General features: G+C 66.2%; 23 protein-coding genes, 1 tRNA gene and 1 pseudogene. 18 read left to right on the top strand and 7 right to left on the bottom strand.

Features of this window, described 5'->3' with window-relative positions:
* The first annotated feature begins 33 nt into the window (after positions 1-33).
* Both rph and MAAFP003_RS19880 read left to right on the top strand, forming a co-directional pair.
* Positions 34-813, top strand: a complete 780-nt coding sequence (rph, locus tag MAAFP003_RS19885) for a ribonuclease PH (RefSeq protein ID WP_096289536.1) — start codon at positions 34-36, stop codon at positions 811-813.
* Positions 810-1,409, top strand: coding sequence for a non-canonical purine NTP pyrophosphatase (locus tag MAAFP003_RS19880; protein ID WP_096289535.1), 600 nt, complete (start codon positions 810-812; stop codon positions 1,407-1,409). Before rph ends, MAAFP003_RS19880 begins: the two co-directional genes overlap by 4 nt.
* Before the next feature lie 84 nt (positions 1,410-1,493).
* Here MAAFP003_RS19880 and MAAFP003_RS19875 read toward each other — a convergent pair whose 3' ends face one another.
* Together MAAFP003_RS19875 and MAAFP003_RS19870 are read right to left on the bottom strand one after the other, a co-directional pair.
* Positions 1,494-1,868 (bottom strand): DUF3817 domain-containing protein, encoded by a 375-nt coding sequence (locus tag MAAFP003_RS19875; protein ID WP_423790914.1) that lies wholly within the window; start codon positions 1,866-1,868, stop codon positions 1,494-1,496.
* Positions 1,865-2,260: a hypothetical protein gene (locus tag MAAFP003_RS19870; protein WP_096289533.1), complete on the bottom strand. Its 396-nt coding sequence runs from the start codon at positions 2,258-2,260 to the stop codon at positions 1,865-1,867. The genes MAAFP003_RS19875 and MAAFP003_RS19870 overlap by 4 nt, the downstream gene beginning before the upstream one ends.
* Before the next feature lie 130 nt (positions 2,261-2,390).
* Between MAAFP003_RS19870 and MAAFP003_RS19865 the strand changes: the two are divergent.
* From MAAFP003_RS19865 to mbtN, 3 genes and pseudogenes are all read left to right on the top strand, one after another.
* A pseudogene (locus MAAFP003_RS19865) lies at positions 2,391-2,645 on the top strand (acyl carrier protein); the annotation flags it as partial.
* On the top strand, positions 2,645-4,219 hold the full coding sequence (gene mbtM, locus MAAFP003_RS19860; protein ID WP_096289531.1) for a long-chain-fatty acid--ACP ligase MbtM: 1,575 nt from the start codon (positions 2,645-2,647) through the stop codon (positions 4,217-4,219). The pseudogene MAAFP003_RS19865 and the gene mbtM, both read left to right, overlap by 1 nt.
* 22 nt (positions 4,220-4,241) lie before the next feature.
* A complete protein-coding gene (mbtN, locus tag MAAFP003_RS19855) occupies positions 4,242-5,390 on the top strand; it encodes a mycobactin biosynthesis acyl-ACP dehydrogenase MbtN (RefSeq protein ID WP_096291289.1) in 1,149 nt (382 codons plus the stop codon).
* Here the strand turns inward: mbtN and MAAFP003_RS19850 are convergent.
* A complete protein-coding gene (locus MAAFP003_RS19850; protein WP_096289530.1) occupies positions 5,357-5,989 on the bottom strand; it encodes a GNAT family N-acetyltransferase in 633 nt (210 codons plus the stop codon). The two genes, mbtN and MAAFP003_RS19850, sit on opposite strands and share 34 nt — an antisense overlap.
* A gap of 130 nt (positions 5,990-6,119) precedes the next feature.
* On the opposite strand from MAAFP003_RS19850, the gene MAAFP003_RS19845 reads away from it, so the two are divergent.
* The 6 genes from MAAFP003_RS19845 (at position 6,120) to MAAFP003_RS19820 (ending at position 14,384) form a co-directional block, all read left to right on the top strand.
* Positions 6,120-6,201: transfer RNA gene (locus MAAFP003_RS19845), tRNA-Leu, on the top strand.
* Between the two features lie 188 nt (positions 6,202-6,389).
* A complete protein-coding gene (locus tag MAAFP003_RS19840) occupies positions 6,390-7,517 on the top strand; it encodes a ferredoxin reductase (protein ID WP_096289529.1) in 1,128 nt (375 codons plus the stop codon).
* A gap of 12 nt (positions 7,518-7,529) precedes the next feature.
* On the top strand, positions 7,530-8,750 hold the full coding sequence (locus MAAFP003_RS19835; protein WP_096289528.1) for a fatty acid desaturase family protein: 1,221 nt from the start codon (positions 7,530-7,532) through the stop codon (positions 8,748-8,750).
* Between the two features lie 119 nt (positions 8,751-8,869).
* Positions 8,870-11,479 (top strand): ABC transporter ATP-binding protein/permease, encoded by a 2,610-nt coding sequence (locus MAAFP003_RS19830; RefSeq protein WP_096289527.1) that lies wholly within the window; start codon positions 8,870-8,872, stop codon positions 11,477-11,479.
* Positions 11,476-13,215: an ABC transporter ATP-binding protein gene (locus MAAFP003_RS19825; RefSeq protein ID WP_096289526.1), complete on the top strand. Its 1,740-nt coding sequence runs from the start codon at positions 11,476-11,478 to the stop codon at positions 13,213-13,215. The genes MAAFP003_RS19830 and MAAFP003_RS19825 overlap by 4 nt, the downstream gene beginning before the upstream one ends.
* Positions 13,216-13,307: 92 nt before the next feature.
* The gene (locus MAAFP003_RS19820) at positions 13,308-14,384 is read left to right on the top strand and encodes a phosphotransferase family protein (protein ID WP_096289525.1); all 1,077 of its coding nucleotides are present in this window, start codon (positions 13,308-13,310) and stop codon (positions 14,382-14,384) included.
* A gap of 6 nt (positions 14,385-14,390) precedes the next feature.
* On the opposite strand, the gene MAAFP003_RS19815 is transcribed toward MAAFP003_RS19820, so the two are convergent.
* From MAAFP003_RS19815 to MAAFP003_RS19805, 3 genes are all read right to left on the bottom strand, one after another.
* The gene (locus tag MAAFP003_RS19815; protein ID WP_096289524.1) at positions 14,391-16,241 is read right to left on the bottom strand and encodes a fatty acyl-AMP ligase; all 1,851 of its coding nucleotides are present in this window, start codon (positions 16,239-16,241) and stop codon (positions 14,391-14,393) included.
* 268 nt (positions 16,242-16,509) lie between these two features.
* Positions 16,510-17,331, bottom strand: a complete 822-nt coding sequence (locus tag MAAFP003_RS19810; protein WP_096289523.1) for a mycofactocin-coupled SDR family oxidoreductase — start codon at positions 17,329-17,331, stop codon at positions 16,510-16,512.
* Complete coding sequence (locus MAAFP003_RS19805) at positions 17,331-18,521, bottom strand: acyl-CoA dehydrogenase family protein (RefSeq protein ID WP_096289522.1); 1,191 nt, start codon at positions 18,519-18,521, stop codon at positions 17,331-17,333. Before MAAFP003_RS19805 ends, MAAFP003_RS19810 begins: the two co-directional genes overlap by 1 nt.
* 119 nt (positions 18,522-18,640) lie before the next feature.
* On the opposite strand from MAAFP003_RS19805, the gene fabG reads away from it, so the two are divergent.
* The 5 genes from fabG to MAAFP003_RS19780 are packed head-to-tail and all read left to right on the top strand — an operon-like array spanning position 18,641 to position 23,693.
* Positions 18,641-19,381, top strand: a complete 741-nt coding sequence (gene fabG / locus MAAFP003_RS19800) for a 3-oxoacyl-ACP reductase FabG (RefSeq protein ID WP_096291288.1) — start codon at positions 18,641-18,643, stop codon at positions 19,379-19,381.
* Complete coding sequence (locus MAAFP003_RS19795) at positions 19,378-20,592, top strand: acetyl-CoA C-acetyltransferase (protein ID WP_096289521.1); 1,215 nt, start codon at positions 19,378-19,380, stop codon at positions 20,590-20,592. The genes fabG and MAAFP003_RS19795 overlap by 4 nt, the downstream gene beginning before the upstream one ends.
* A gap of 2 nt (positions 20,593-20,594) precedes the next feature.
* On the top strand, positions 20,595-21,794 hold the full coding sequence (locus MAAFP003_RS19790) for a CoA transferase (protein ID WP_096289520.1): 1,200 nt from the start codon (positions 20,595-20,597) through the stop codon (positions 21,792-21,794).
* 20 nt (positions 21,795-21,814) lie between these two features.
* Positions 21,815-23,008: an acyl-CoA dehydrogenase family protein gene (locus MAAFP003_RS19785; protein ID WP_096289519.1), complete on the top strand. Its 1,194-nt coding sequence runs from the start codon at positions 21,815-21,817 to the stop codon at positions 23,006-23,008.
* A gap of 4 nt (positions 23,009-23,012) precedes the next feature.
* On the top strand, positions 23,013-23,693 hold the full coding sequence (locus tag MAAFP003_RS19780; RefSeq protein WP_096289518.1) for a GntR family transcriptional regulator: 681 nt from the start codon (positions 23,013-23,015) through the stop codon (positions 23,691-23,693).
* Here the strand turns inward: MAAFP003_RS19780 and MAAFP003_RS19775 are convergent.
* Positions 23,690-24,628 (bottom strand): GlxA family transcriptional regulator, encoded by a 939-nt coding sequence (locus MAAFP003_RS19775; RefSeq protein ID WP_096291287.1) that lies wholly within the window; start codon positions 24,626-24,628, stop codon positions 23,690-23,692. The two genes, MAAFP003_RS19780 and MAAFP003_RS19775, sit on opposite strands and share 4 nt — an antisense overlap.
* 75 nt (positions 24,629-24,703) lie before the next feature.
* On the opposite strand from MAAFP003_RS19775, the gene MAAFP003_RS19770 reads away from it, so the two are divergent.
* Complete coding sequence (locus MAAFP003_RS19770) at positions 24,704-25,360, top strand: DJ-1/PfpI family protein (RefSeq protein WP_096289517.1); 657 nt, start codon at positions 24,704-24,706, stop codon at positions 25,358-25,360.
* Positions 25,361-25,669, top strand: coding sequence for a hypothetical protein (locus MAAFP003_RS19765; protein WP_096289516.1), 309 nt, complete (start codon positions 25,361-25,363; stop codon positions 25,667-25,669).
* Positions 25,670-25,690: the final 21 nt, after the last annotated feature.

Raw genomic sequence — 25,690 nt, 5'->3', positions numbered from 1 at the left:
GCACCGGCGGGCTGGGGTGGCTAGGGTTATTGGGTGTCGAAACGAGAAGACGGTCGCAATGACGACGAGCTTCGTCCGCTAGTCATCACGCGGGGGTTCACCGAGAATCCCGCGGGTTCGGTCCTGATCGGATTTGGTGGAACCAAGGTCCTGTGCACCGCGAGTGTCACCGAGGGAGTACCGCGCTGGCGCAAGGGGACTGGCCTGGGCTGGCTGACCGCGGAGTACGCCATGCTGCCGTCGGCCACCCACACTCGCTCCGACCGGGAATCGGTGAAGGGCCGGCTGTCCGGGCGCACCCAGGAAATCAGTCGGCTGATCGGTCGATCGCTGCGCGCGTGTATCGACCTGGCGGCGCTGGGGGAGAACACCATCGCCGTCGACTGCGATGTGCTGCAGGCCGACGGCGGTACCCGCACGGCGGCGATCACGGGTGCCTATGTGGCGTTGGCCGACGCGGTGACCTATCTGTCGGCGGCGGGCAAGCTGTCGGATCCGCGGCCGTTGTCGTGCGCGATCGCGGCGGTCAGCGTAGGCGTGGTCGACGGCAGGATCCGCGTCGACCTGCCCTACGAGGAGGACTCGCGCGCCGAGGTCGACATGAACGTCGTCGCCACCGACACCGGAACCCTGGTGGAGATCCAGGGCACCGGCGAGGGCGCGACGTTCCCGCGCTCGACGTTGGACAAGCTGCTCGATATGGCGCTCGGCGCTTGCGACACGCTCTTCGCCGCCCAGCGTGAGTCGCTCGAGTTGCCATATCCGGGTGTGCTCCCCGAAGGGCCCGGGCAGTCGAAGGCGTTCGGCAGCTGACCCGCCTGCTCGTCGCCAGCCGCAACCCCAAGAAGCTGGCCGAACTGCGCCGGGTGCTGGATGGCGCAGGGCTGACGGGGCTGACGCTGGTGTCGCTCGACGACGTCGCGCCGTTCGACGAGGCGCCGGAAACCGGCGAGAGATTCGAGGACAACGCGTTGGCGAAGGCGCGGGATGCGTTCGCGGCCACCGGCTTAGCGACGGTTGCCGATGACTCCGGCCTAGAGGTGGCGGCGCTGCGCGGTATGCCCGGCGTGCTGTCGGCCCGCTGGGCGGGCAGTCACGGCGACGACGCCGGCAACACCGCGCTGCTGCTTGCCCAGCTGCGTGATGTGCCCGACGAACGGCGCTGCGCGGCATTTGTGTCGGCCTGCGCGCTGGTGTGGGACAGCGGCGAAGTCGTCGTCCGCGGCGAATGGCCGGGCACGATCGCCCACGCGCCGCGCGGCGACGGCGGGTTCGGCTACGACCCGGTCTTCATCCCGGGCGGCTCCGAGCGCTCCGCGGCGGAGTTGAGTCCCGCGGAGAAGGACGCGGCCTCGCACCGCGGTCGGGCCCTGGCGCTGCTGTTGCCCGCGTTGCGCGCGCTGGCCTGAGTCAGTCGGGCGGCCCGCGAGTAGTGAAGCCAGCCGCACGTTCGGCCTCGAGTGTGAAGCCAGCGTCACACCCGGCGGCGAGATCTACAGCCCGAAGCGGGCCTTGATGTCCTTGGTCTGGAAGTGCTCGACGATGATGCCCAGCAGCGGGATCGTGCCGGCCAGCAGCACGCCGATGGTCTTACCGATCGGCCAGCGGACCTTGATCGCCAGATTGAAAGCCGTTAACACGTAAGCGAAATAGACCCAGCCGTGCACGATTCCGATCCACCGGATCTCGTGGTGGAACACCAGATGCGAGACGATTTCGTAGCACAGAGCGATCAGCCACAGACCCGTGGTCCACGTCATGATCCGATAGCCGAGCAGAGCCGGGCGGATGCGGTCGGCGGAGACGGCTGGGCTGGTTTCGGAGCTAGTTTCAGAGCTAGTTTCAGGGGGTGTCTCGGGTGTGGTCACGCGGTGGTCCTGTTCTGCTTTTCGGCATCGTGGGCAGCGAGCTGGGCCAGATAAGCGTTGTACTCCCGCAGGGCGGGGTCGTCGTCGGATGGTGGCTGCGCGGGAGCGGGCCGCTCGGGTAGCAGCCCGGCCGGGATCTCGGTGACCGCCCCGTGATTGCGCGGCTGCGGCGGAGCCTCTTCGTAGCGGACGAAGTTGCGGTACGCGTAGACGCAGAACCACGCGAACAACGGCCATTGCAATGCGTAGCCGAGGTTTTGGAACGTGCCGGACGGGGACTCGAAGCGTGTCCACTGCCACCAGCCCAAGGCCAGGCAGCCACCGGCCGCGACGATCGCCAAAACGATCAGCGCGGGCCGGTGATGGCGCTGACGACGGGCCTCACTGGACACCCCTCGACGGTACCGCGCGCTATTGAGGCCGCGTGACAGCAGCGCGGTGGGTTCGCTGGACGGCTGATGTGGCAAAACTCTCACCGGCCAATAGAAGGCTAGCCTTGCCTTACTCAGACGTGTAACGTCGCTCGCCATGGCCTCCTCTTCCGCTGCGGTGACCACTGCGCTGCAAAGCATTCTGCGTGACGACCTCAACGTCGACATGGCCCGGGTCACCCCCGATGCCAGGCTGGTCGATGACGTCGGCCTGGATTCCGTGGCCTTTGCTGTGGGCATGGTTGCCATCGAAGAGCGGCTCGGCGTCGCGCTGTCCGAGGAAGAGCTGCTGACCTGCGATACCGTCGGCGATCTGGACGCGGCGATCGCGGCCAAAAAACCGTAATGAGCGAACTTGCGGCGGCGATCACCCGGTCGATGCGGACCGCGACCTCCGAATTGGCCGTCTTCGACAAGGAGTCGTCGGACTGGAAGCGGCTCCCGTGGCCGGAAGTGCACGGGTTAGCCGAAGGGGTTGCGGCCTGGCTGCTTGACCATGACCGGCCCGCCGCGGTCGGTCTCGTCGGTGAGCCGACCGTCGAGTTCATCGCCGCGATCCAGGGTGCGTGGCTAACCGGCGCGGCCATCTCGATCCTGCCGGGGCCGGTACGAGGCGCTGACTCTCAGCACTGGGCGGAGTCGACGCTGACCCGGTTTGCCGGCATCGGGGTAGGCGCGGTACTGAGCCACGGCTCGCACTTGGAAGGCCTGCGAGCGGCCGCGCACCCGAGCATCGTCACCGAAGACCTCGCCACCGCGGCAGGCACCCGCCGCTCGGCTTCGGGCATCCCCCACGCCGACCCAGTCGGCCCCGCCATTCTGCAGGGAACGGCGGGATCGACCGGATCACCCAAAACCGCGATGCTGTCGCCGGGCGCCGTACTCAGCAACATGCGCGGTCTCGATCAACGATTCACCCTTGACGCGTCCCGTGACGTTGTTTGCTCATGGCTGCCGCTTTTTCACGACATGGGGCTTACCTGCGTGCTCGCCTCGACGCTGGCCGGGATGCCACTGTGGCTGTCTTCGCCAACGGCGTTCTCCGCATCGCCGTTCAACTGGCTGAAGTGGCTCTCGGAAAGCCGTGCGACGATCACCGCCGCACCCAACCTCGCCTACAACATCCTCGGCAAGTACGCGTCGCTGGTGTCCGACGTCGATCTCGGCGCCATGCGGGTTGCCATCAACGGTGGCGAACCGGTGGACTGCGACGGGTTTGCGCGATTCACAGAAGCCATGGCGCCGTTCGGGTTTGACGCTGGTGTGCCGGCACCGTCGTACGGCCTCGCCGAGTCCACCTGCGCGGTCGCCCTGCCCACGCCCGGTACCGGATTGACCTTCGCCACCGTCTCGGACGAGAGCGGTTCGCGTAAATACGCCGTTCTGGGCGAGGCGCTTTCGGGCATGGAAATCCGGGTGGTATCCAGCGATCGGTATGCCGGCACGGCCGACCATGAGATCGGTGAGATCGAAATTCGCGGCACGTCGATGATGGATGGTTACCTGGGGCACCCGGCCATCGATCGCGAAGACTGGTTTCCCACCGGCGATTTGGGCTTTTTCGACGATGGCGGTCTGGTCGTGTGTGGCCGGGCCAAAGAAATCATCTCGATCGCGGGACGCAATATTTTCCCGACGGAGATCGAGCTGATCGCCGCTCAAGTCACCGGGGTGCGAGAAGGCTGCGTGGTCGCCCTGGGCACCGGCGAGCGGTCCGCTCGTCCCGGCCTGGTCGTCGCCGCCGAGTTCAAAGGCGACGACCAGACCCAGGCCCGCACCGAAGTGATCCAGCGCATCGCGTCGGTATGCGGAATCGTGCCGGCCGACGTGGTTTTCATGTCTCCTGGTTCCCTGCCGCGCACCTCGTCGGGCAAGCTGCGTCGGCTGGAAGTGCGGCGCACCCTCAAGCTGGTGGACTGACGTGACCGCGACAGGCCAGACGGTGTTCGATGCCGACTACCGTGCGCTGCTCTGCGAGGCGTTCGACGACCGTGTCACCGAGTGGACCTCCGAAGCCGAAGCGCAGCAACGCTTTCCGCGCAAGCTGATCGAGCATCTGGGAGCAAGCGGAGTTTTCGCCGCTAAGTGGACCGACCAGGCTCACCCCGACGTCAGCAAGCTCGTCGAGCTTGCCCTGGCGCTGGGCCACCTGGCCTCGGCCGGTATCGGAGTGGGCGTCAGCCTGCACGATTCGGCCATCGCCATGTTGCGCCGGTTCGGCAAAACCGACTACCTGAAAGACATCTGCGAGAAGGCGATTCGCGGCGAGGCCGTGCTCTGCATCGGCGCCTCGGAAGAATCGGGTGGGTCGGATCTGCAGATCGTTGAGACCGAGGTCCGTTCGCACGACGGCGGTTTCGCAGTCCGCGGTATCAAGAAGTTCGTCTCGCTGTCTCCGATCGCCGACCACATCATGGTCGTGGCGCGCAGCGTCGACCACGACTCGTCCAGCCGGCACGGCAACGTCGTCGTGGTGGCGGTGCCGACCACACATGTCGACGTGCAGCAGCCGTACAACAAGGTGGGTGCCGGGCCGCTGGACACGGCGGCGGTCCACATCGATACCTTGGTCCCGGCCGACGCGATGGTCGCGCGGGCCGGCACCGGGCTGGCGGCCATAAGTTGGGGGTTGGCGCACGAGCGCATGTCGATCGCCGGCCAGATCGCGGCGTCGTGCCAACGCGTGATCGGAATTACCCTGGCCCGCATGATGAATCGGCGCCAATTCGGCAACACCTTGTTGGAGCATCAGGCGCTGCGGCTACGGATGGCGGACCTGCAGGCGCGGGTCGACCAGTTGCGTTTCGCGCTGCACGGCATTGCCGCTGCGGGACGGCTGGATCTGCGGGCGGCCGCGGGGATCAAGGTCACCGCGGCACGCCTCGGCGAAGAAGTCATCGGCGAGTGCATGCACATCTTCGGCGGGTCCGGCTATCTCGTCGACGAAACACCGCTGGGCCGGGTGTGGCGGGACATGAAGCTGGCCCGGGTCGGCGGCGGCACCGACGAAGTCCTCTGGGAATTGGTCGCGGCCGGCATGAAAGCCGATCACGCCGGTTACGAGGATTGGGTCGCGCGCTCCAACGCGTAGAGCGCCATCCGCCGGTTCGGCGCGTCGTGCTCGCCCAGCGAACGGCATCCGACGAAATCGCACAGCCGGCGCACGGTGGTGTTGCGGTGATCCGGGTCGAACATGATCCGCTCGCAGCGTGGTTCCTGGTCGAACACGCTGGCCACGATTCGCGGTAGCAGTCGTGGGCCGAAGCCGCGGTTGACCAGCCTCAGATCCGCGATGGCCGCATGGAGCCCGATGTCGTAGGGCTGAGCGTCGTAATGACGCGAGATCATGTCCTTTGCTGCCCAATAGATCTCGAGGTAGGCGCACTCTTCGCCGCGCAGGGTGGCGATCAGCGGCAGCGAATAGGTCCCCGCGAGCTGCGCATCGAGGTGCTGACGCCACCGCGGCGCCGGCCACGCGTACTCCCAGGTCTCGGCGAGATGCGGGCGATTCATCCACTCCGACACCATCTCTGCGTCGTCGCCGACCGCGGCGCGCATGTCGTATGGCGGTTCCAGCGCGGGGACCGGAGGCCGGCCAACGCGCTGTACCTCTTCGGGGAGGTCCTTGCGCTCGCGCTTCAGTACCTGGGTCGACGTATCGTCGGTTTGGGTGCTTGCGGCTCCGTTCATCGTTTGCTGACCTTACCCGAGCCCGGTTTCAGGTTAGGTTAGGCATGCCAATTGTACGGGAGCTGCTGGGCCAGGCCGCAGCAACGTGACGGCTTTACGGGCGCCGCAGCGGTAATATCGCTACGCCCAGGCGCGAGTGGCGGAATTGGTAGACGCGCTGGATTTAGGTTCCAGTGTCTTAGGACGTGGGGGTTCGAGTCCCCCCTTGCGCACTCTGGCGTTCGTGTCGCCCTGCCGTGCACGGATGTGCCGAGCTCAACTGATCTCGATTTCGTGACCAGCGGATCGCCTCCGCGTCATTCAGCGAACAAGTGTTTAGTGAATTTCCGGCCCGGGTAGTCGGACAAGAACCGTGCCTCAGCCGATCCACGGTGAGCCGACAAAGACGTTGGGACGACGTATGGGTTCTACGCTGCACAGCCTCACTCGATGGAGCAAGTCGCCCGCCAAGGGCGTCACCGCCGCCAAGTCCTGGGTCAACGTGCCACGAGGACTCGCCGCCCGTGCGACCACTCCATTGCTGCCGGACGACTACCTCAAAATGCTCAATCCCTTGTGGTCGGCGCGCGAACTGCGCGGCCTCATCGTCGACGTGCACCCAGAGACCGCGGATTCGGCGACCGTCACCATCAAACCCGGGTGGGGCTTCTCCGGGAAATACCGGCCGGGCCAGTACGTCGGCATCGGATTACGGATCGACGGTCGGTGGCATTGGCGCTCGTACTCGCTGACCTCAATTCCGCAGCGCGACAACAAGAACATCACGATCACCGTCAAGGCGACGCCCGAGGGCTTCCTGTCCACACACCTGGTCAACGGCGTGGAACCGGGCACCATCGTGCGGCTGGCGACTCCGAAAGGAGAGTTCGCACTGCCCGACCCGCCGCCGGCGAAGATCCTGTTCGTCACGGCCGGCAGCGGGATCACGCCGGTAATGGCGATGTTGCGCACCCTGAAGTCCAGGGGACACAGTTCCGACGTCGTGCACGTTCACTCGGCACCGACGGTCGACGACGTGATTTTCCACGACGAGCTGCGCGAGCTGGAAAGCAGCGAGCCCGGGTATCGACTTCACTTGCACCTCACCGAAACTGAGGGCCACCTCGATTTCGGCGACCTGACCGGGATCGTGGGTGACTGGAAGGAACGCCCTGCCTGGGCCTGCGGGCCTCCCGCCCTCCTCGACACCGTCGAACGCGCGTGGAAGGACGCGGGTCGCGGCGACCAGCTGCATATGGAGCGCTTCACCATCGCGGCCACCGACAAGGGCGGTGAGGGCGGCACCGTCAACTTCGCGATATCCGATAAGACAATCGAAATTGATGGCGCCACATCCCTTTTAGAGGCAGGAGAGAAAGTCGGCATCCAGATGCCGTTCGGCTGCCGGATGGGCATCTGCCAAACGTGTGTGCTCCCGCTCGAGGCGGGGCACGTGCGCGACTTCCGGTCCGGAACCGAACACGGCGCGGGTGACCGTATCCAGACGTGCATATCGACGGCGTCCGGCGACTGCACGCTCAAGATCTGAGGAGGAAATCCGATGGCTATTACCGATGTCAAGCAATACGCACATCTCAGCGACGAGGACGTCGAAGCGCTGGGGCGCGAACTCGACGCGATCCGCGCCGACATCGAGGAATCGCGCGGCGAGCGCGATGCCCGGTATATCCGGCGAGCAGTGCACCTGCAACGAATGCTTGTCGTTGGCGCTCGAATCGTGTTGATGGCCAGTAATAATCGGTACGCATGGGTTGCCGGGACGGCGATGCTGGGTACCGGCAAGATCATCGAGAATATGGAACTCGGCCACAACATCACGCACGGTCAGTGGGACTGGATGAATGATCCGGAAATCCATTCGACCGAATGGGAATGGGACACCACCTCACCGAGCGTGCATTGGAAGAAGTCGCACAACTTCATCCACCACAAGTACACGAACATCGTCGGGATGGACGACGATGTCGGTTACGGCATCATGCGGGTCACCCGCGACGAGCCCTGGGCGCGTTGGATGATCGGCAACCCGATCTACAACCTGCTGCTGGGCACCCTGTTCGAATGGGGTGTGGCGGCGCACGGGCTGGAGCTTTCCCATGTCCGCCGACACGAGAAATCGTGGGCCGAAGTCCGCAAAGATCTGCGCATCATCGCCAAGAAGGTCGGCAAGCAGGTCGGCAAGGACTACATCGTTTTTCCGGCGCTGGCCGGACGCAACTGGAAGCACACGCTGCGGGCCAACGCGGTCGCCAACCTGATTCGCAACTACTGGTCCTACATGGTGATCTTCTGCGGTCACTTCCCCGACGGCGCCGAGAAATTCACCGTAGAAGAGTTCGAGAACGAGACGCAGGCGGAGTGGTACCTGCGCCAGATGCTGGGCTCGGCGAACTTCCACGCCGGGCCGCTGTTGGCTTTCATCAGCGGTAATCTGTGCTACCAGATCGAGCACCACCTCTTCCCCGATCTGCCCAGCAACCGCTACGCGGAAATCTCGGTCCGGGTGCGCGAGTTGTGCGAGAAGTACGACTTGCCGTACACCACCGGTTCGCTCGGACGGCAGTACTGGCAGTCGTTCTGGACGATCCTCAAGCTCGCCCTGCCGGACAAACTGCTCACCGCAACAGCCGACGATGCCCCGGAGACTCACTCCGAGTTGAAGTTCCGCGTGCGTGAGGGACTTAGGGACAGCTTCGTCGACCCGGCGACCGGCAAACGGCGGGGCCTGCGCACCGCGCTGCGCGAGCTACAGGCGCACTGAGTAGCCGCCTGACGCGCGGCTGCTTCTAGGACCGCGCCTCGACCGCCCTGGTGGCTTCAGCTATGGTAAGGCAACCCTTAGTTTGAGCTGAGCCACGACCAGGGTGGAGAGGACCGCTGATGGCCCGCGGGTTTCAGGGCGCGATACTGCGCGGATTCGGCGCGCGCGATCACCTCGCAACCGTGCTCGAAACCGTGCACATCGCACCGCATTTCGTGCGGGTCCGGATGGAGTCGGCAACCCTGTTCGAAGACGTCGAGGCCGAGCCCGCCGCGTGGCTGCGGTTCTGGTTCCCCGACCCGGCCGGATCGGACACCGAGTTCCAGCGCGGCTACACGATCTCCGAAGCCGATGCCCCGACCGGCCGCTTCGCGGTCGACGTCGTATTGCACGAACCCGCCGGCCCGGCATCGACGTGGGCCCGCACCGTCGCCCCCGGCACCACGATCGCGGTGATGTCGCTGATGGGTTCGTCGCGGTTCGACCCGCCCGAGGAGCAGCCGGCCGGTTACCTGCTGATCGGCGACTCGGCGTCGATCCCCGGGATGAACGGCATCATCGGCACGATTCCCGACGACGTGCCGATCGAGATGTACCTCGAGCAGCATGACGACCACGACACGGCGATCCCGATCACGGACCATCCCCGGCTGCGGGTGCATTGGGTACCTCGCCGGGACGACAAATCGCTGGCTGACGCCATCGAGTCCCGCGACTGGTCGAATTGGTATGCCTGGGCGACACCCGAGGCCACCACGCTGAAGAACGTGCGCAAGCGACTGAAGGAGGCCTTCGGCTTTCCCAAATCTGAGGTTCACGCGCAGGCGTACTGGAGCGCCGGGCGCGAAATGGGCACCAGCCGCGGCGGTGAGTCGCAGGCTCTCTCGGCGCCCGCCGACGAGGCGACGCTGGAAAGCGTTGCTGCACAGCCCGATACACCGACGGCCGCCGTTGGCGAGGCGAACCCCGGCAACTGGCGCGCTCAGGCCGCAGGCCGTTTGCTCGCGCCGCTGCGTTCGGCGCTGATCCTCTCCGGTGTGCTTCAGGCCGTGATCACGCTCCTGCAGCTCGCGCCGTTCGTGCTGCTGGTCGAGCTCGCCCGGCTCCTGGTGACCGGCGCCGACGCCTCGCGATTGTGGGATGTGGGCATCGCGGCCGTCCTGCTGCTGGGGCTGGGCACCGTGCTCGGCGCCGCCCTCACCCTCTGGCTGCACGTGATCGATGCCCGGTTCGCCAGCGCGCTGCGTTCGCGGTTGTTGGGCAAGATGTCGCGGCTGCCGCTGGGCTGGTTCACCGCCCGTGGATCGGGCGCGATTAAGCAACTGGTCACCGACGACACACTGTCGCTGCACTATCTGGTCACGCACGCGATCCCGGACGCGGTCAATGCGGTCGTCGCGCCGGTGGCGGTGCTGGTCTATCTGTTTACCGTCGACTGGCGCGTGGCGCTGGTCTTGTTCGGGCCGGTGCTGGTCTATCTCGTGATGGCGTCGGCGTTGTCGATCCAATCCGGTCCGAAGATCGCGCAGTCGGCGCGCTGGGCCGAAAGAATGACGTCGGAAGCCGGTGCCTACCTCGAGGGTCAGCCGGTGATCCGCGTCTTCGGTGGCGCGGCGGCGTCGAGTTTCCGGCGCCGGCTCGACGAGTACGTCGGATTTTTGGTGGCCTGGCAGCGCCCGCTGGCCGGCAAGAAAACCGCGATGGACCTGGCTACCCGCCCGTCCACCTTCCTGTGGCTGATCTCGGTCATCGGCACCCTGCTGGTCGTCACGCACCGGATGGATCCGGTGAACCTGCTGCCGTTTATGTTGCTGGGCACCACCTTCGGTGTCCGGCTGCTCGGCATCGCCTACGGGCTCGGCGGCATTCGCACCGGAATGCTCGCCGCCCGGCGCCTGCAAATCGCGCTCGACGAGCAAGATCTCGGGGTGACCGCGCATCCGGGCTCGACGGTCGGCGACTCGGTGGCCACCGTGGTGTTCGACCGCGTCGGCTTCAGTTATCGCCCCGGGGTTCCGGTGATTAAGGACGTATCGCTGGAACTGCGCCCGGGAACGGTGACCGCGCTCGTCGGACCGTCCGGCTCTGGCAAGTCGACGCTGGCGGCGCTGCTGGCGCGGTTCCACGATGTCGAACACGGCGCGATACGTGTTGGGGGACAAGATATCCGGTCACTGACCGCCGATGAGCTCTACCCGCGGGTCGGCTTCGTGCTGCAGGAAACCCAGCTTGTGCAGGGCACCGTCGCGGAGAACATCGCGCTGGCCGTGCCGGATGCCACCCGCGAACAGATCCAGGCCGCCGCCCGCGAGGCGCAGATCCACGACCGGATACTGCGACTGCCGCAGGGCTACGACACCATGCTGGGCGCGAATGCCGCACTCTCCGGCGGTGAGCGCCAGCGCCTCACCATCGCCCGCGCGATTCTCGCCGACACTCCGGTCCTGATCCTCGACGAGGCCACCGCGTTCGCCGATCCAGAGTCGGAATACCTTGTGCAGCAAGCGCTTAACCGGCTGACTCGCGATCGGACCGTGTTGGTGATCGCGCACCGGCTGCACACCGTCACCCGGGCTGACCAGATCGTCGTGCTCGATCACGGGCAGGTCGCCGAACGCGGTACCCACGAGGAGTTGCTCGCCGCCGACGGGCGGTATCGGCGGTTGTGGGATACCGGTCAGGGCACTGCGGTGGCCGCGACCGGCGCGGCGCAGGAGGGCGGGCGATGATGCGCACCTGGATCAGCCTCGTTCCGGCGCACAGCCGCGCGAAGATGACCGCCTACGGGATCCTCGCGCTCATCTCCGTCGTCGTGCGTGCTGTCGGCGCGGTCCTGCTTGTCCCGCTGGTGGGCGCACTGTTCAGTGACGCACCGCAGCGTGCGCTGGCGTGGCTGGGCTGGCTGACCGTCGTCACCGTGACCGGATGGGTCGTCGACACCATGACCGCTCGCACCAGCTTCGACTTGGGTTTCGCGGTGCTCGACCATTCGCAGCATGACGTGGCCGATCGGCTGCCCAGGGTGCGGTTGGACTGGTTCAACTCCGACAACACCGCGACGGCCCGCCAGGCGATCGCGGCAACCGGTCCGGAACTGGTCGGCTTGGTGGTCAACCTGCTGACGCCGCTGACGACGTCGATTCTGCTGCCCGCGGTCATCGGCCTGGCGCTGTTGGGAATCTCGTGGCAGCTCGGTGTGGCGGCGCTGGCCGGTGTGCCGCTGCTGCTCGGCGCGCTGTGGGCCTCGCTTCGGTTGGCCCGGCGCGCCGACGTGGCGGCCGGGGACGCCAATACCGCACTCACCGAACGGATCATCGAGTTCGCGCGGACCCAGCAGGCGCTGCGTGCCGCGCGGCGGGTCGAGCCGGCCCGCAGCCAGGTGGGTTCCGCGCTGGGCGAGCAACACCGCGCGACGATGCGCCTGCTCGGCATGCAAATCCCCGGCCAGCTGCTGTTCAGCGTCGCCAGCCAGCTGGCCCTGATCGCGCTGGCCGGCGCCACCACGGCGCTGACCATGGACGGCACGCTCACCGCGGCGCAGGCGGTTGCCTTGATCGTCGTGATCGCCCGCTACCTGGAGCCGTTCACCACCGTCAGCGAGCTGGCACCCGCGCTGGAGAGCACCCGCGCCACCCTGGACCGCATCCGCAGTGTGCTCACCGCACCGGCCGTGGCGTCGGGCGCCGCCGACCTGCCGGACACCATGTCCGCCCCCCGCATCGAATTCGACGACGTCGCCTTCGGTTACGACGGCGCCCGCGCGCCGGTGCTGGACGGGGTCAGCTTCGCACTGGACCCCGGAACCACGACGGCAATCGTCGGGCCGTCGGGCTCCGGAAAGAGCACCATCCTGGCGCTGATCGCCGGGTTGCACCAACCCACCCGCGGCCGCGTCGTCATCGACGGCGCCGACGCCGCCACGCTGAACGCCGACGCGCGCCGCGGCCTCAGCAGTGTCGTGTTCCAGCACCCGTACCTGTTCCACGGGACGATCCGCGACAACGTCCTGGCCGGCAATCCGACCGCGGGCGGGGAGCAGTTCGGCCGGGCCGTCGCGCTGGCCCGGGTCGACGAGCTGATCGACCGGTTGCCAGACGGCGCCGACACCGTCGTCGGCGAGGGCGGCTCGGCGCTCTCCGGTGGCGAGCGGCAACGGGTCAGCATCGCGCGGGCGCTGCTGAAGCCCGCTCCCGTGCTACTGGTCGACGAGGCGACCAGCGCCCTGGACACCGAGAACGAGGTCGCGGTGGTCGACGCGCTCACCGCCGACCCGCAAGCGCGCACCCGCGTGATCGTGGCCCATCGGCTGGCGAGCATCCGCCACGCCGACCGCGTGCTGTTCGTGGACGACGGGCGTGTCGCCGAGGACGGGTCGATCGACGAATTGCTGGCTGCCGGTGGCCGATTCAGCGAATTCTGGCGGCAGCAGCATGAGGCTGCCGACTGGCACATAGTCGCTGAGTAAGTCGCCGATCAGGTCACGGCGGGTGGCACTTGCGGTATGCCTTACAGTTGATCGGTCGGTCAGCTGGTTGAATCCCGGAGGCGTGGTTGCGTATGAGTGCTGTGGTCTCGATTCCGCGGTACCCCGGCGATGTGACACCCGCATGGCTGTCCGCCGCACTGAGCGGACGGCACGCACCGGTCGAGGTGTCCGGAGTCGACGTGGTGGCCATCGGCACCGGCCAGACCGGGGCGACCTATCGCGTGACGGCCGAGTACGCCGCCGATCCCGGTGAGCTGCCGCAGACCTTCGTGATCAAGCTGCCCGCCCAGGACGACACCGTGCGCGACCGCGTCGTCATCGGCTACCGCAGCGAATGCGCCTTTTACACGTCGGTGGCCGACCGCGTGCGGGTGCCTACCCCGAGTTGCTACTACTGCCAGATCACCGACGACGCCATGGAATACGCGCTGCTGCTGGCCGACCAGGCACCCGCGGTGCAGGGCGATCAGATCGCCGGCTGCGGCGAGCAGGAGGCGCGGCTGTCGGTGCTGGCGCTGGCCGGCCTGCACGGGCCCAGCTGGTGCGACGCCTACTGGCTGGATCTGCCCGGGCTGGCATTTCCCCGTCCGGATGACGACATGGCCAAGGGTCTCGGCGAAGTCGCGAAGATGAGCGCCGACATCACCCTGGAAAAACTGGGCGACCGGATGAGTGCCGAAGATCGCGAGACCTTCACCACGACAATGGGTTTGGTGACACCATGGCTGTCATCCGAGCGGGAGCGGTTCGCGTTGCTGCACGGTGACTACCGGTTGGACAACCTGCTGTTCGATCCGGAGCGCACCCGGGTGAGCGTGGTCGACTGGCAAACGCTCGGTGTGGGTCTGCCGGCACGCGATCTCGCGTATTTCACGGCGACGAGCCTGAATCCGGAGCTTCGATCTATTGTCGAGAAAGACCTTGTCGACGACTATCATCAAGCGCTGCTGGGTTACGGCGTCACCGGCTACGACCGCGAAACATGTTGGCGTGATTACCGACTCGGGATGCCGCAGGCGTTGCTGATTTCCGCCCTGGGCTTCGCCTTCGCAACCTCGACCGAACGTGGTGACGACATGGTGCTGGCGATGCTCAGTCGTGGCTGCCAGGCCGTCCGCGATCTGGGGACGCTGGAACTGTTCGGCTGAGCCCGGTTATCGGTTGAACCGGCCGTCGAGATACTCGGCCCGGCACGCGTTGCGCGCGAGTTTGCCGCTGGTGGTGCGCGGAATCGCGCCGGCGGCAACGAGCCGCAGGTCGGCTACCCGAACCTGATGCTCGCGTGCGACCGCCGCTCGCACGGCCGCGGCGATCGCCTCGGGATCCGCGCGCCCGACGCCCGCGGCGCGTTCGGCGACGATGACAAGTTGCTCGGCCGAGCCACCGTCGGAAGCCTCGGCCGGTACGGAGAACGCCGCCACGTAGCCGGTCCGGATGGCCGGGGACGAATGACTGACCGTGGTTTCGATGTCGTGCGGATAGTGGTTGCGACCGTCGATGATGATGAGGTCTTTGATCCGGCCGGTCAGGTAGATCTCACCGTCGATGTAGACGCCGAGATCGCCGGTGGCCAGCCAGTAGCAGTTGTCCGGCGCGCCCTCGGCATGGCTGCCGTGCTCGAGGCGGGACTGCAGCTTGTTGCCGAACGTGCGCTGCGACTCTTCCTCGCGCCCGAAGTAGCCGCGGGCGACGTTGTTGCCGTGCAGCCAGATTTCCCCGACTCCGTAGTCCGGTACCTCGCCACCGTCCGGGCTGGCGATCACGGCCCACAGATCGCGGAACGGGTGGCCGCAGGACACGTAGGCAACCGCACCGTCGGCGTCCGGCTCGACGATCACCGCGCGCCCGGCGGCGAGTTCGGCGCGGTCCAGGTAGACCGCCTTGAACCCGGAATGCGGGGGAGTGCTGGCAACTCCGAGCGTCGCCTCCGCCATCCCGTAGGACGGTTTGACCGCCGTCGCTGGCAGTCCGTACGGCGCGAAGGCCTTGGTGAATTTCTCGATGGCCGCAATGGTCACCGGCTCCGAGCCGTTGAGCAGGCCGACCACATTGTGCAGGTCGATGTCGGCGCCTTCGGGGGGCAGCCCGCGCTCGGCGGCCAATTCGAATGCGAAATTCGGTGCGGCGGCGAATGTCGGGCCGTTGGCGGCTTCCGCGCTCAGTTCCTTGATCCAGCGGAACGGCCGGCGCACGAAGGCCATGGGATCCAGCAGCGTCAGGTATTCGCCACCGCACAACGCCGGGAACATGATCATGATCAGTCCCATGTCGTGGTAGAGCGGCAGCCAGCTGACACTGTGAGTGTTTCGGTGCAGGTCGCCGGCCAGGATCATCTGCAGCACATTGGTGCAGACGGCGCGATGGGTGACCTCCACGCCGGCCGGGCTGCGGGTCGACCCCGAGGTGTACTGCAGGTATGCGATGTCGTCGGTGCCGATCGTCGGCTCGACGAACATCGAGGCCAGCGACGCCGGGATCGCGTCCACCGCGATCAGTCGCGGGCGCCCGGCCACCGGATGCGCGCGCAACGACTCCCGCACTGACTCGGCCGCCGCGCTGGTCGTCAACACCACGGCGGGGCGCGCGTCGGCCAGCACGGCGGTCAACCGCTCGGTATGACCGGCCAGGGTGGGAGCGAACAGCGGAACCGCGATGTTGCCCGCATTGACGGCGGCGAAGAACGAGGCCACATACTCCAGACCCTGGGGCGCCAGGATCGCGACGCGATCGCCGGGCTTGGCAACCTGCTGGAGACGGGCGCCGATCGAGCGGACCTGGGTCCACAGCTCGTTCCAGCTCAGTTCGAGGACGCGGCCGTCCTGCTCTTTGGCGTAGTCGATGAACCGGTAGGACGGACGGTCGCCGAATGCCGCACGGTTTTGGTCGAAGAACGACGTGAGCGTCAAACCGTCCGGCAGGACGATGGAGCCGTCAGCGAGGACGTAATCATTAATGTCAGCCGCTAGTGGCTTAGCAGCGTCAATCGACAAATGGGGCCGTCCCATGTTGAAAGAATAAGTAACGCTCTTAGTCTTTTGCTCCACCGGGTGGGTGTGTCGCCCAGGTCGTTCAATAACGATGTGATGTATATCACATTACGGCGCCGTAATGAGCAGCTCATCGGGTCGCCGGCAAACGGCTACATTTGCCGTTGTCGGAATGAATTGTGTTGGGGCATTTCGTAGCTCGGGATCAGGTTGTGGTTGCCGATGTTCGCGCGTTCGCAACCGATTGTGAGCGGGGTGCCAGATCTGGGGTGCGTGGGCCCACGCGTCAGTATTGGCTCGACCCTTGATCCACCCGGATCTGGGCCGCGGTGACTTTGCGCGACTCGTCGCTGGCCAGCCAGCAGACGGCGTCGGCGATCTCTTCCGGTTCGGCAACCCAGTCGGGCAGAAACGGCGTCAATACATGCGCCAGCTGGGGGTTGGTTTCCATCGCCCTGGCCACCGCCGCGACCATGTCGCCGGAGCCCATCTGCGTGTTCACCGGGCCGGGGTGGACGCTGTTGACCCGGATCGAGTGTTTGCCCAGTTCGGCTGCGAAGGCCCGGGCCAGCCCGGTGACGGCGTGCTTGCTGGCCGTGTAGTGCACCATGAACGGCTGCTGCTTCGCTCCGGCCGCCGAGCTGATCAGAATGATCGAGCCGCCGCGCCCGCCTTCGATGATCTTGTCCGCGCCGGCCATCACGGTGTTCCAGGTGCCCGTCACGTTGATGTCCAGCACGTGGCCGAAGTCCTCGGGCGTGATCTCGTTCCACGGCTGCGGGGCCGCGACCCCGGCGTTGGCCACGATGATGTCCAGACGTCCGAATGCGGCGACGCCGTCGTCGACGGCCTTGCGCAACGCTTCCAGGTCGCGGGTGTCGACAACCGAGGCAAGGATGCGACGGTTGGTTTCCTCAACCAGGCGAACAGTTTCGGCCAGGTCTTCTTCCGTCGCCGGATCGTAAGGCACGCAGGACGGCAGCTTGCCCGCGATGTCGACGGCGATGATGTCGGCGCCTTCGGCGGCCATGCGCACGGCGTGGGCGCGGCCCTGGCCGCGCGCGGCTCCGGTGATGAAAGCGACACGCCCCTCGAGCTTGCCTGCCATTAGCGCTCCTTCTTCGTGGCTCGCCCGGCCGCCCGGACCAGGTTCGAGCCGATGATCAGACGCTGAATCTCACTGGTGCCCTCGTACAGCCGCAGCAGGCGCACGTCGCGGTAGATGCGTTCGACGGCAACGCCACGCATGTAACCACTGCCACCGTGAATCTGAACCGCGAGATCGGCTACCCGCCCGGCCATTTCGGTGCAGAATAGCTTCGCCGACGACGGCGCCACCCGGCGGTCCTCATCGGTCACCCACAGCCGCGCGGCTTCGCGGACCAACGCCCGGCCGGCCATTACCTCGGTCTGCTGGTCGGCGAGCATCGCCTGGACCAACTGGAAACTGCCGATCGGCTCACCGCCCTGCGTCGCACTGGCCGCGTATGCGACGGACTCGTCGAGCGCGCGTGTCGCGGCGCCGACCGCCAGCGCGGCGATGTGGACGCGTCCCCGCGCCAGCGAAGTCATCGCAGCCCGATAGCCGACGTCTTCGCTGCCGCCGACGAGCGCATCCGAGCCGACGCGAACATCGGTGAAGTTGACGTCCGCCGTCCACGCGCCTTCCTGGCCCATCTTGGCGTCCTTGACGCCCACCTCCACACCCGCGGTATCGGCGGGAACCAGGAACACCGCGATCCCCGGACCCTGGTCGTCGGCTGGGCGGGTGCGCGCGAACACCACGAACAGATCGGCGACCGGCGCGTTGGTGATGAAGCGCTTCTGGCCGGAGATCACCCAATCGTCATCGACTCGGCCGGCTTTGGTGCGCAAGCCGGCCGGGTTGGATCCGGCGCCGGGTTCGGTCAGCGCGAACGATGCGACGACGTCGCCGGACGCGATCGACTCCAGCCAGCGCGACTTCTGTTCGTCGGTGCCGAATCCGACCAGAACCTGCCCGGCGATGCCGTTGTTGGTGCCGAACATCGAACGCAGCGCCAGCGAGGTGTAGCCCAGCTCCATGGCGAGCTCGACGTCTTGCGTCAGGTTGAGGCCGAGCCCGCCCCATTCCTGAGGAATCGCGTAGCCGAACAAACCCATCTTCTTGGCCTCGTTGCGCAGGTCGTCGGGGACGCGATCCTCGTCGAGGATCTCCTGTTCCCGGGGAACGACTGCGGTGCGCACGAATTGCCTTGTCTGAGCGAGGATCTCGCGGAAGTCATCGTCGCTGACTGCCACGGATTCGGCGGTGGCCATGATCAGACACTCCTCTCCCGAGCCGGGATACCCCGGTCCAGCGCAGGATCTTATATCAAATATGATATTTGCCTGGAACCGCCCGGTGGTGGCGAGAACAGTGAAGGATGTGGAGCCAGATGTCGTTGTTGACAGGTCAGACGGCGGTAATCACAGGCGGAGCGCAGGGACTGGGTCTGGCCATCGCGGAGCGGTTCGTGGCAGAGGGCGCGCGCGTGGTGCTCGGCGACGTCAACCTCGAGGAAACCCAAGTCGTGGCCAAACAGCTGGGCGGTGACGACGTCGCCGTCGCGGTGCGGTGCGATGTCACCCAATCGTCCGACGTCGAGGCGCTGATCCAGACCGCGGTGCAACATTTCGGCGGCCTGGACATCATGGTCAACAACGCCGGTATCACCCGCGATGCCACCATGCGCAAGATGACCGAGGAGCAGTTCGATCAGGTCATCAACGTGCACCTGAAGGGGACCTGGAACGGGACCCGGCTCGCCGCGGCGGTCATGCGGGAGAACAAGCGGGGCGCGATCATCAACATGTCCTCGGTGTCCGGGAAGGTCGGCATGGTCGGCCAGACCAACTACTCGGCGGCCAAGGCCGGCATCGTCGGCATGACCAAGGCCGCTGCCAAGGAGCTGGCTTACCTGGGTGTGCGGGTGAACGCCATTGCTCCGGGATTGATCCGTTCTGCCATGACAGAGGCTATGCCGCAACGCATTTGGGACTCGAAGGTCGCCGACGTGCCGATGGGCCGCGCCGGCGAGCCCAGTGAGGTGGCCAGCGTGGCGCTGTTCCTGGCATCCGACCTGTCGTCGTACATGACCGGCACCGTTATGGAAATCACCGGCGGCCGCCACCTATGAGTGCCGAGGTCGTCATCTGCGAGCCCGTCCGCACGCCGATCGGCCGCTACGGCGGAATGTTCTGCTCGCTCAGCGCCGTCGATCTCGGGGTCACCGCCCTGAAAGGACTGCTGGAGCGCACCGGTCTGGCTCCCGATGCCGTACAGGACGTGATTCTCGGTCACTGCTATCCCAACAGTGATGCGCCCGCAATCGGGCGCGTGGTGGCGTTGGATGCCGGCCTGCCGGTGACCGTGCCCGGCATGCAGGTGGACCGCCGCTGCGGCTCGGGCCTGCAAGCGGTCATCCACGCCTGCCTGCAGGTGGGCGCCGGCGACAGCGACCTCGTCGTCGCCGGGGGATGCGAAAGCATGAGCAATGTCGCCTTCTATTCGACCGACATGCGTTGGGGTGGTGCACGCAACGGCGTCCAGGTGCACGACGGACTGGCACGCGGGCGCACGACGGCCGGCGGCCGTCACCACCCGGTCGCGGGCGGGATGCTCGAGACCGCGGAGAATCTGCGCCGCGAGTACGGCATTTCACGACAGGAGCAGGACGAACTTGCGGTGCGGTCGCATCAGCGCGCCGTCGCCGCGCAGAAGGACGGCGTGCTGGTCGACGAGATCATCCCGGTCGTGGTCACCACCCGCGGCGGCGAGGAAGTCATCGACACCGACGAGCATCCCCGTGCCGACACCTCGGTCGAGTCGCTGAGCAAGCTGAAACCGGTTCTGCGTAAGGATGATCCGGAGGCGACGGTCACCGCCGGCAACGCCAGCGGGCAGAACGACGCCGCATCGATGTGTGTGGTGACCACGCGGGAGAAGGCAGACGAGTATGGCCTGACACCCCTGGTCCGCATGGTGTCGTGGGGCCTGGCGGGGGTGGCGCCCAACGTCATGGGAATCGGCCCGGTGCCCGCTACCGAGGCCGCGCTGGCCAAGGCCGGCTTGCAACTGTCCGACATCGATCTCATCGAACTCAACGAAGCCTTTGCCGCCCAAGCCCTTGCCGTGACGCGCGAATGGAAGTTCGGCGCGGGCGATTTCGACCGAACCAACGTGCACGGCTCGGGAATATCGCTGGGACATCCGGTCGGCGCGACCGGGGGGCGGATGCTCGCCACTTTGGCGCGTGAGCTCAACCGTCGCCAGGCACGCTACGGGCTGGAGACCATGTGCATCGGCGGCGGCCAAGGGCTGGCCGCGATCTTCGAACGGGTCGGCTGACGGTGAGCAATCCCGGGTTGCCGCTGGCCGGTCTCACCGTGGTCGAGGTGTCCAGTTTCGTCGCCGCGCCACTGTGTGGAATGACGCTGAGTCAGCTTGGCGCAGAGGTGATCCGCGTCGACCCGATCGGCGGCGCTTCCGACGTCCAGCGCTGGCCACTGTCGGCGGACGGCACCTCGATCTATTGGACCGGCCTGAACAAGGGAAAGCGTTCGGCCACCATCGATATGCGTTCGCCCGAGGGGCAGGAACTGGTGGCGCGGCTGATCACCGAGGGCGACGGGATCGTGGTGACCAATGCCGCCGGCCTGTCCTGGCTGAGCCATGATGTGCTGGCAGCCAAGCGATCCGACGTGGTTCACGTCCAGTTGCTCGGGCGCGGTGACGGCTCCACCGGGGTGGACTACACCGTGAACGCAGGCATCGGCTACCCGCTCGTCACGGGCCCGGCCGACGCGGCCGGTCCGATCAATCATGTGTTGCCGGCCTGGGATGTGTGCTGCGGACTGTACGCGGCGTTGGCGGTCGTGACCGCCGTCCGGCGTCGCGAGCAGTCCGGGGCCGGGGCGCGGATCAGCCTGGCGTTGGAGGATGTCGCCCTGGCCACCGCCGCGAATCTTGGCTTGTTGACCGAACCTCAGGTCAACGGGACGCAGCGTGAGCGACTGGGCAATGCCATCTACGGTCAGTACGGGCAGGACTTCACCAGCCGTGACGGGGCCCGGTTCATGATTGTCCTGTTGACCGGCAGGCACTTTCGTGACCTGCTCACGGTGACGGGCACGGGCGCCGCGGTGTCGGCGCTCGGGGAGGCGCTGGGGGTGGATTTCGGCTCCGAGGGTGATCGTTACCGGTACCGGGACGTGCTGTCCGGTCTATTCGCCACCTGGTTCGCCGACCATACCGCCGAAGAAATCACCGCCGCGCTGTCGGACACCACGGTGTTGTTCGAGCGCTACTGCACCTTCGCCGAGGTTGCGGCTGGTCCGAAAGTAACTGCTAATCCCTTGTTTTCGCGTCTGCGGCAACCCGGCGTAGGCGACTATCTGGCACCCGGCCTGCCGACCGCGTTCGACGGTGCGCATCCGGGTCCCGCGCCCGCGCCCGCCCTGGGGCAAGACACCGCCGAGGTCCTGCGCGGCCTGGGCTTGACCACCGCCGACATCGAGCGCCTCGCCAGCGCGAACACCATCGCCTGTTGAGCCGGAAGGACCCACCGCACATGACCAAGCTCGCCCAAACCCTCGGGCTGACCGAATTCCAGACCGAGATCATCGCCACGGTGCGCCAATTCGTCGAGAAAGAAGTCATCCCCAACGCGGCCGAACTCGAACGTGGCGACACCTACCCGCAGCACATCGTCGACCAGATGCGCGAGATGGGCCTGTTCGGACTGATGATTCCGCAGCAGTACGGCGGGCTGGGGGAGTCGCTGCTGACCTACGCGCTTTGCGTGGAGGAACTGGCGCGCGGCTGGATGAGCGTATCCGGAGTGCTCAACACCCATTTCATCGTGGCGTACATGCTGCGTCAGCACGGCACCGACGAGCAGAAGCAGCGGTTCCTGCCCCGGATGGCGGCCGGCGAGACTCGCGGCGCGTTTTCGATGTCGGAGCCGGAGCTGGGTTCTGATGTCGCGGCGATCCGCACCCGCGCCCGTCGCGATGCCGACGGCACCTACACCATCAATGGCCAGAAGATGTGGCTGACCAACGGCGCCACCTCCACCCTGGTGGCGGTGCTGGTGCGCACCGACGAAGGCTCGGACAAACCGCACCGCAACCTGACCGCGTTCCTGGTCGAGAAGCCAGTCGGATTCGGCGAAGTCGTTGCCGGCCTGCACATTCCAGGCAAGATCGACAAGCTCGGCTACAAAGGCATCGAAACCACCGAGATGATTTTCGACGGTTACCGGGCCGGCGCCGACGATGTGCTCGGCGGCATCACCGGGCAGGGCTTCTTCCAGATGATGGACGGCATCGAGGTCGGCCGGGTCAACGTGTCGGCACGCGCGTGTGGCGTCGGGTTGCGTGCCTTCGAGCTCGCGGTGCGCTACGCGCAACAGCGCCAGACGTTCGGAAAGCCGATCGCCGAGCACCAGGCCATCGCGTTTCAGCTGGCCGAGATGGCGACAAAAGTCGAAGCGGCACATCTGATGATGGTCAACGCTGCGCGGCTGAAGGATTCGGGCGAGCGTAACGACGTCGCTGCCGGCATGGCCAAATATCTGTGCAGCGAATACTGCACCGAGGTGACTCAGCAGAGCTTCCGGATCCACGGCGGCTACGGCTATTCCAAGGAATACGAGATCGAGCGGTTGATGCGCGACGCGCCGTTCCTGCTGATCGGCGAGGGAACCAGCGAGATCCAGAAGAACATCATCAGCAAGCGATTGCTCGCGGAATACCAGGTGTAGGCAGATGAGCGTTCCGGATTTCGTTGCGCGGCCTCAGCTCTCCGAGGACGTCGCGCGGATTATCCGCGGGCGGATATTCGACGGCGTCTACACCGCGGGGTCCTATATCCGGCTGGATCAATTGGCTGCCGAGCTGGGGATCAGCGTCACGCCGGTCCGTGAGGCGCTGTTCGCGCTGCGCGCCGAGGGGCTGATCGCCCAGCAGCCCCGCCGCGGCTTCGTGGTATTGCCGGTCACCGGCCGAGACGTCACCGACGTGGCGAACGTACAGGCACATGTCGGAGGGGAGCTGGCCGCGCGGGCCGCGGTCAACATCACTGCCGAGCAGCTGCATGAACTCAAGGAACTCCAGGCCCAGCTGGAACAGGCCTATGCCGGCGATGACCACGAGCGGACGGTCCGGCTCAACCACGAGTTTCACCGGGCCATCAACGTCGCGGCGGACTCGCCGAAACTCGCTCAGTTGATGTCGCAGATCACCCGTTACGCCCCCGAATCGGTGTTTCCCTCGATCGAGGGCTGGCCGAGCCAGTCGATCAAGGACCATCGGGAGATCTTGACGGCGCTTGAAATTCACGACGACAAGCTTGCCCGCGCGGCGATGTCGGAACACCTTGCCGCCGGCGCGATCCCGTTGATCGATCATCTCGTCGCGCGTGGTGTGGTGCTCGACGAAGAGTCTTAGCTCTGGCGGAAGGTGTTGCGGTAACTCTGCGGCGATACTCCGGACAGCCGACGGAATTGCTCGCGGAAATTCGTCGCTGACGCGAAACCTACTTGACGCGAAATGGTTTCGACGCTGTCGGCAGTTCTCTCCAGCAGTCGTTGCGCATGGCGGACCCGAACATTGTTGACCCACTGCATCGGCGTCTGACCGGTCTCGAGCTTGAATCGGCGATTGATTGTCCGCTCGCTGCTGGCTGCCCGGCGGGCAATGTCTCGCAGCGTCAGTGGCAGGTGCGCGTTGTTCTCGATCCAAACCAGCAGGCCGTCGAGTTCGGTGTTGGACATGCGGCGGTTGCGGATGATGAATTGTGCTTGGCCGCCGCTGCGGTGCAGCGGGGTGACGGCGAGGCGGGCGGCGTCAGCGGCTGCGGCCGAGCCATAATCGCAGGCGACCATGTGCAGGCACAGATCCAGTCCGGCCGACGCTCCGGCCGAGCTGAGGACTTGGCCTTCGTCGACGTAGAGCGCATCGGCATCGAGCCTGACATTCGGGTAAGTCGCGGAAAACAATTCCGCCGGAAGCCAATGCGTGGTCGCCCGCTTGCCGTCGAAGATGCCCGCGGCGGCGACGGTAAAAGCACCGCTACAGATCGATGCAATTCGAATTCCCCTGTGGTAAGCCGACTTCAATGCTTCGATCACGTCGCCGCGGACTGCTGCCGCGGCATCGTTGCGGCCCGGCACGACGATGGTGTCGGCGTTGGCGAGCTCGTCCAGGCCGAAGTCCGTCGCGATCCGGATTGGCCCCGCCGCGACCACGGGTTCGCAGCCACACACTCGAACGCGGTAGCCTGGCGCTGCGTTGGCGAGCCAGACACGGCCGAAGACCTCGACCGCGATCGCGAGATCGAACGCGATGGTGTCGGGCTCGGCCAGAACAGCGACAGAATGCATGGCTTGGCAATATACCGGCGCAATGTGGCAATCCAGCCACTGGTCTGAGTTGCCGCGACCGGCGAACATAGCCGGGTGCATGCGCAAATCGTGTTGTACGACGGCTTCGACCCGTTGGACGTCATCGCTCCGTTCGAGGTTCTGGCCGCCGGCTCGGATATGGTCGCGGGCGAGCTTTGGGTGACATTGGTAGCGGCGGAAGGCCCTCGCCGCGTGACCAGCGGGACCCGCGGTTTGACGCTGGCCGCCACCGCCGTGCTCGATCCGTCCGAACCCGGGTGCGTGATCGTCCCCGGTGCCAGCGGGCCGATCGCTGGTGACCCCGATGACGGCGTCGACACCATTCCGGTGTTGTTGGCACGGGCTGCGCAGACGGAGCTGACTCCACTGCTGCACAAGGCATTTGCCAATCCCGACGTGACCATGGCGGCGGTGTGTGGTGGTTCGGTGGTGATGGCGATGTCGGGTCTGATCGAAGGACGCCACGCCGTGACGCATCATCTGGGTCTGGATCTGCTCGAGGCCGCAGGTGTGCACCCGGTGGCGGCCCGAGTCGTTGACGACGGAGATCTCGTGACAGCGGGCGGGGTGACGTCGGGACTCGACCTGGCCCTGCATCTGCTCGATCGCCTCTACGGTCCTCGAATCGCGCACGCCGTCGAGGAACTCTTCGAATACGAACGGCGCGGCACCGTATGGCGGCCCGTGGGCCGAGAGCCTGTGGAGGTTTAGTTGAGCATCGACGGCGACTGGGACGTGACGATCAAGACTCCGATCGGAACACTGGCGGTGCAGTACGCGTTCACGCAGCTGCGCGACGGGCTCGCCGGTACGGCGACTTACAAAGACGAAACCGTTGCGCTGCAAGGGCTTACGAGCGAGCCGGCGGATGGTGGTACCCGACTCACCTGGCGTCAGTCGGTGAGCAGGCCCATGCGGCTGAATCTGGCTTTCGACGTACTGGTCCACGGTGATGTCCTGAGCGGACACTCTCGCGCCGGCCGATTGCCACGCTCGGCGGTATCGGGGGTTCGCCGGTAGCCGTCGCCATCGCTTGTTGCT

Origin of the sequence: Mycobacterium ahvazicum (genome assembly GCF_900176255.2) — a bacterium.
GTDB lineage: Bacteria > Actinomycetota > Actinomycetes > Mycobacteriales > Mycobacteriaceae > Mycobacterium > Mycobacterium ahvazicum.
Note: the sequence above shows the minus strand (reverse complement) of the source record. Positions and strands in the feature narration are given on the sequence as shown.

Coding starts and splice junctions, on each gene's coding strand:
- mbtM (WP_096289531.1), top strand. CDS start 2,645: ATGAGCGAACTTGCGGCGGCGATCACCCGGTCGATGCGGACCGCGACC.
- MAAFP003_RS19850 (WP_096289530.1), bottom strand. CDS start 5,989: ATGAACGGAGCCGCAAGCACCCAAACCGACGATACGTCGACCCAGGTA.
- MAAFP003_RS19840 (WP_096289529.1), top strand. CDS start 6,390: ATGGGTTCTACGCTGCACAGCCTCACTCGATGGAGCAAGTCGCCCGCC.
- MAAFP003_RS19835 (WP_096289528.1), top strand. CDS start 7,530: ATGGCTATTACCGATGTCAAGCAATACGCACATCTCAGCGACGAGGAC.
- MAAFP003_RS19830 (WP_096289527.1), top strand. CDS start 8,870: ATGGCCCGCGGGTTTCAGGGCGCGATACTGCGCGGATTCGGCGCGCGC.
- MAAFP003_RS19825 (WP_096289526.1), top strand. CDS start 11,476: ATGATGCGCACCTGGATCAGCCTCGTTCCGGCGCACAGCCGCGCGAAG.
- MAAFP003_RS19820 (WP_096289525.1), top strand. CDS start 13,308: ATGAGTGCTGTGGTCTCGATTCCGCGGTACCCCGGCGATGTGACACCC.
- MAAFP003_RS19815 (WP_096289524.1), bottom strand. CDS start 16,241: ATGGGACGGCCCCATTTGTCGATTGACGCTGCTAAGCCACTAGCGGCT.
- MAAFP003_RS19810 (WP_096289523.1), bottom strand. CDS start 17,331: ATGGCAGGCAAGCTCGAGGGGCGTGTCGCTTTCATCACCGGAGCCGCG.
- MAAFP003_RS19805 (WP_096289522.1), bottom strand. CDS start 18,521: ATGGCCACCGCCGAATCCGTGGCAGTCAGCGACGATGACTTCCGCGAG.
- fabG (WP_096291288.1), top strand. CDS start 18,641: ATGTCGTTGTTGACAGGTCAGACGGCGGTAATCACAGGCGGAGCGCAG.
- MAAFP003_RS19795 (WP_096289521.1), top strand. CDS start 19,378: ATGAGTGCCGAGGTCGTCATCTGCGAGCCCGTCCGCACGCCGATCGGC.
- MAAFP003_RS19785 (WP_096289519.1), top strand. CDS start 21,815: ATGACCAAGCTCGCCCAAACCCTCGGGCTGACCGAATTCCAGACCGAG.
- MAAFP003_RS19780 (WP_096289518.1), top strand. CDS start 23,013: ATGAGCGTTCCGGATTTCGTTGCGCGGCCTCAGCTCTCCGAGGACGTC.
- MAAFP003_RS19775 (WP_096291287.1), bottom strand. CDS start 24,628: ATGCATTCTGTCGCTGTTCTGGCCGAGCCCGACACCATCGCGTTCGAT.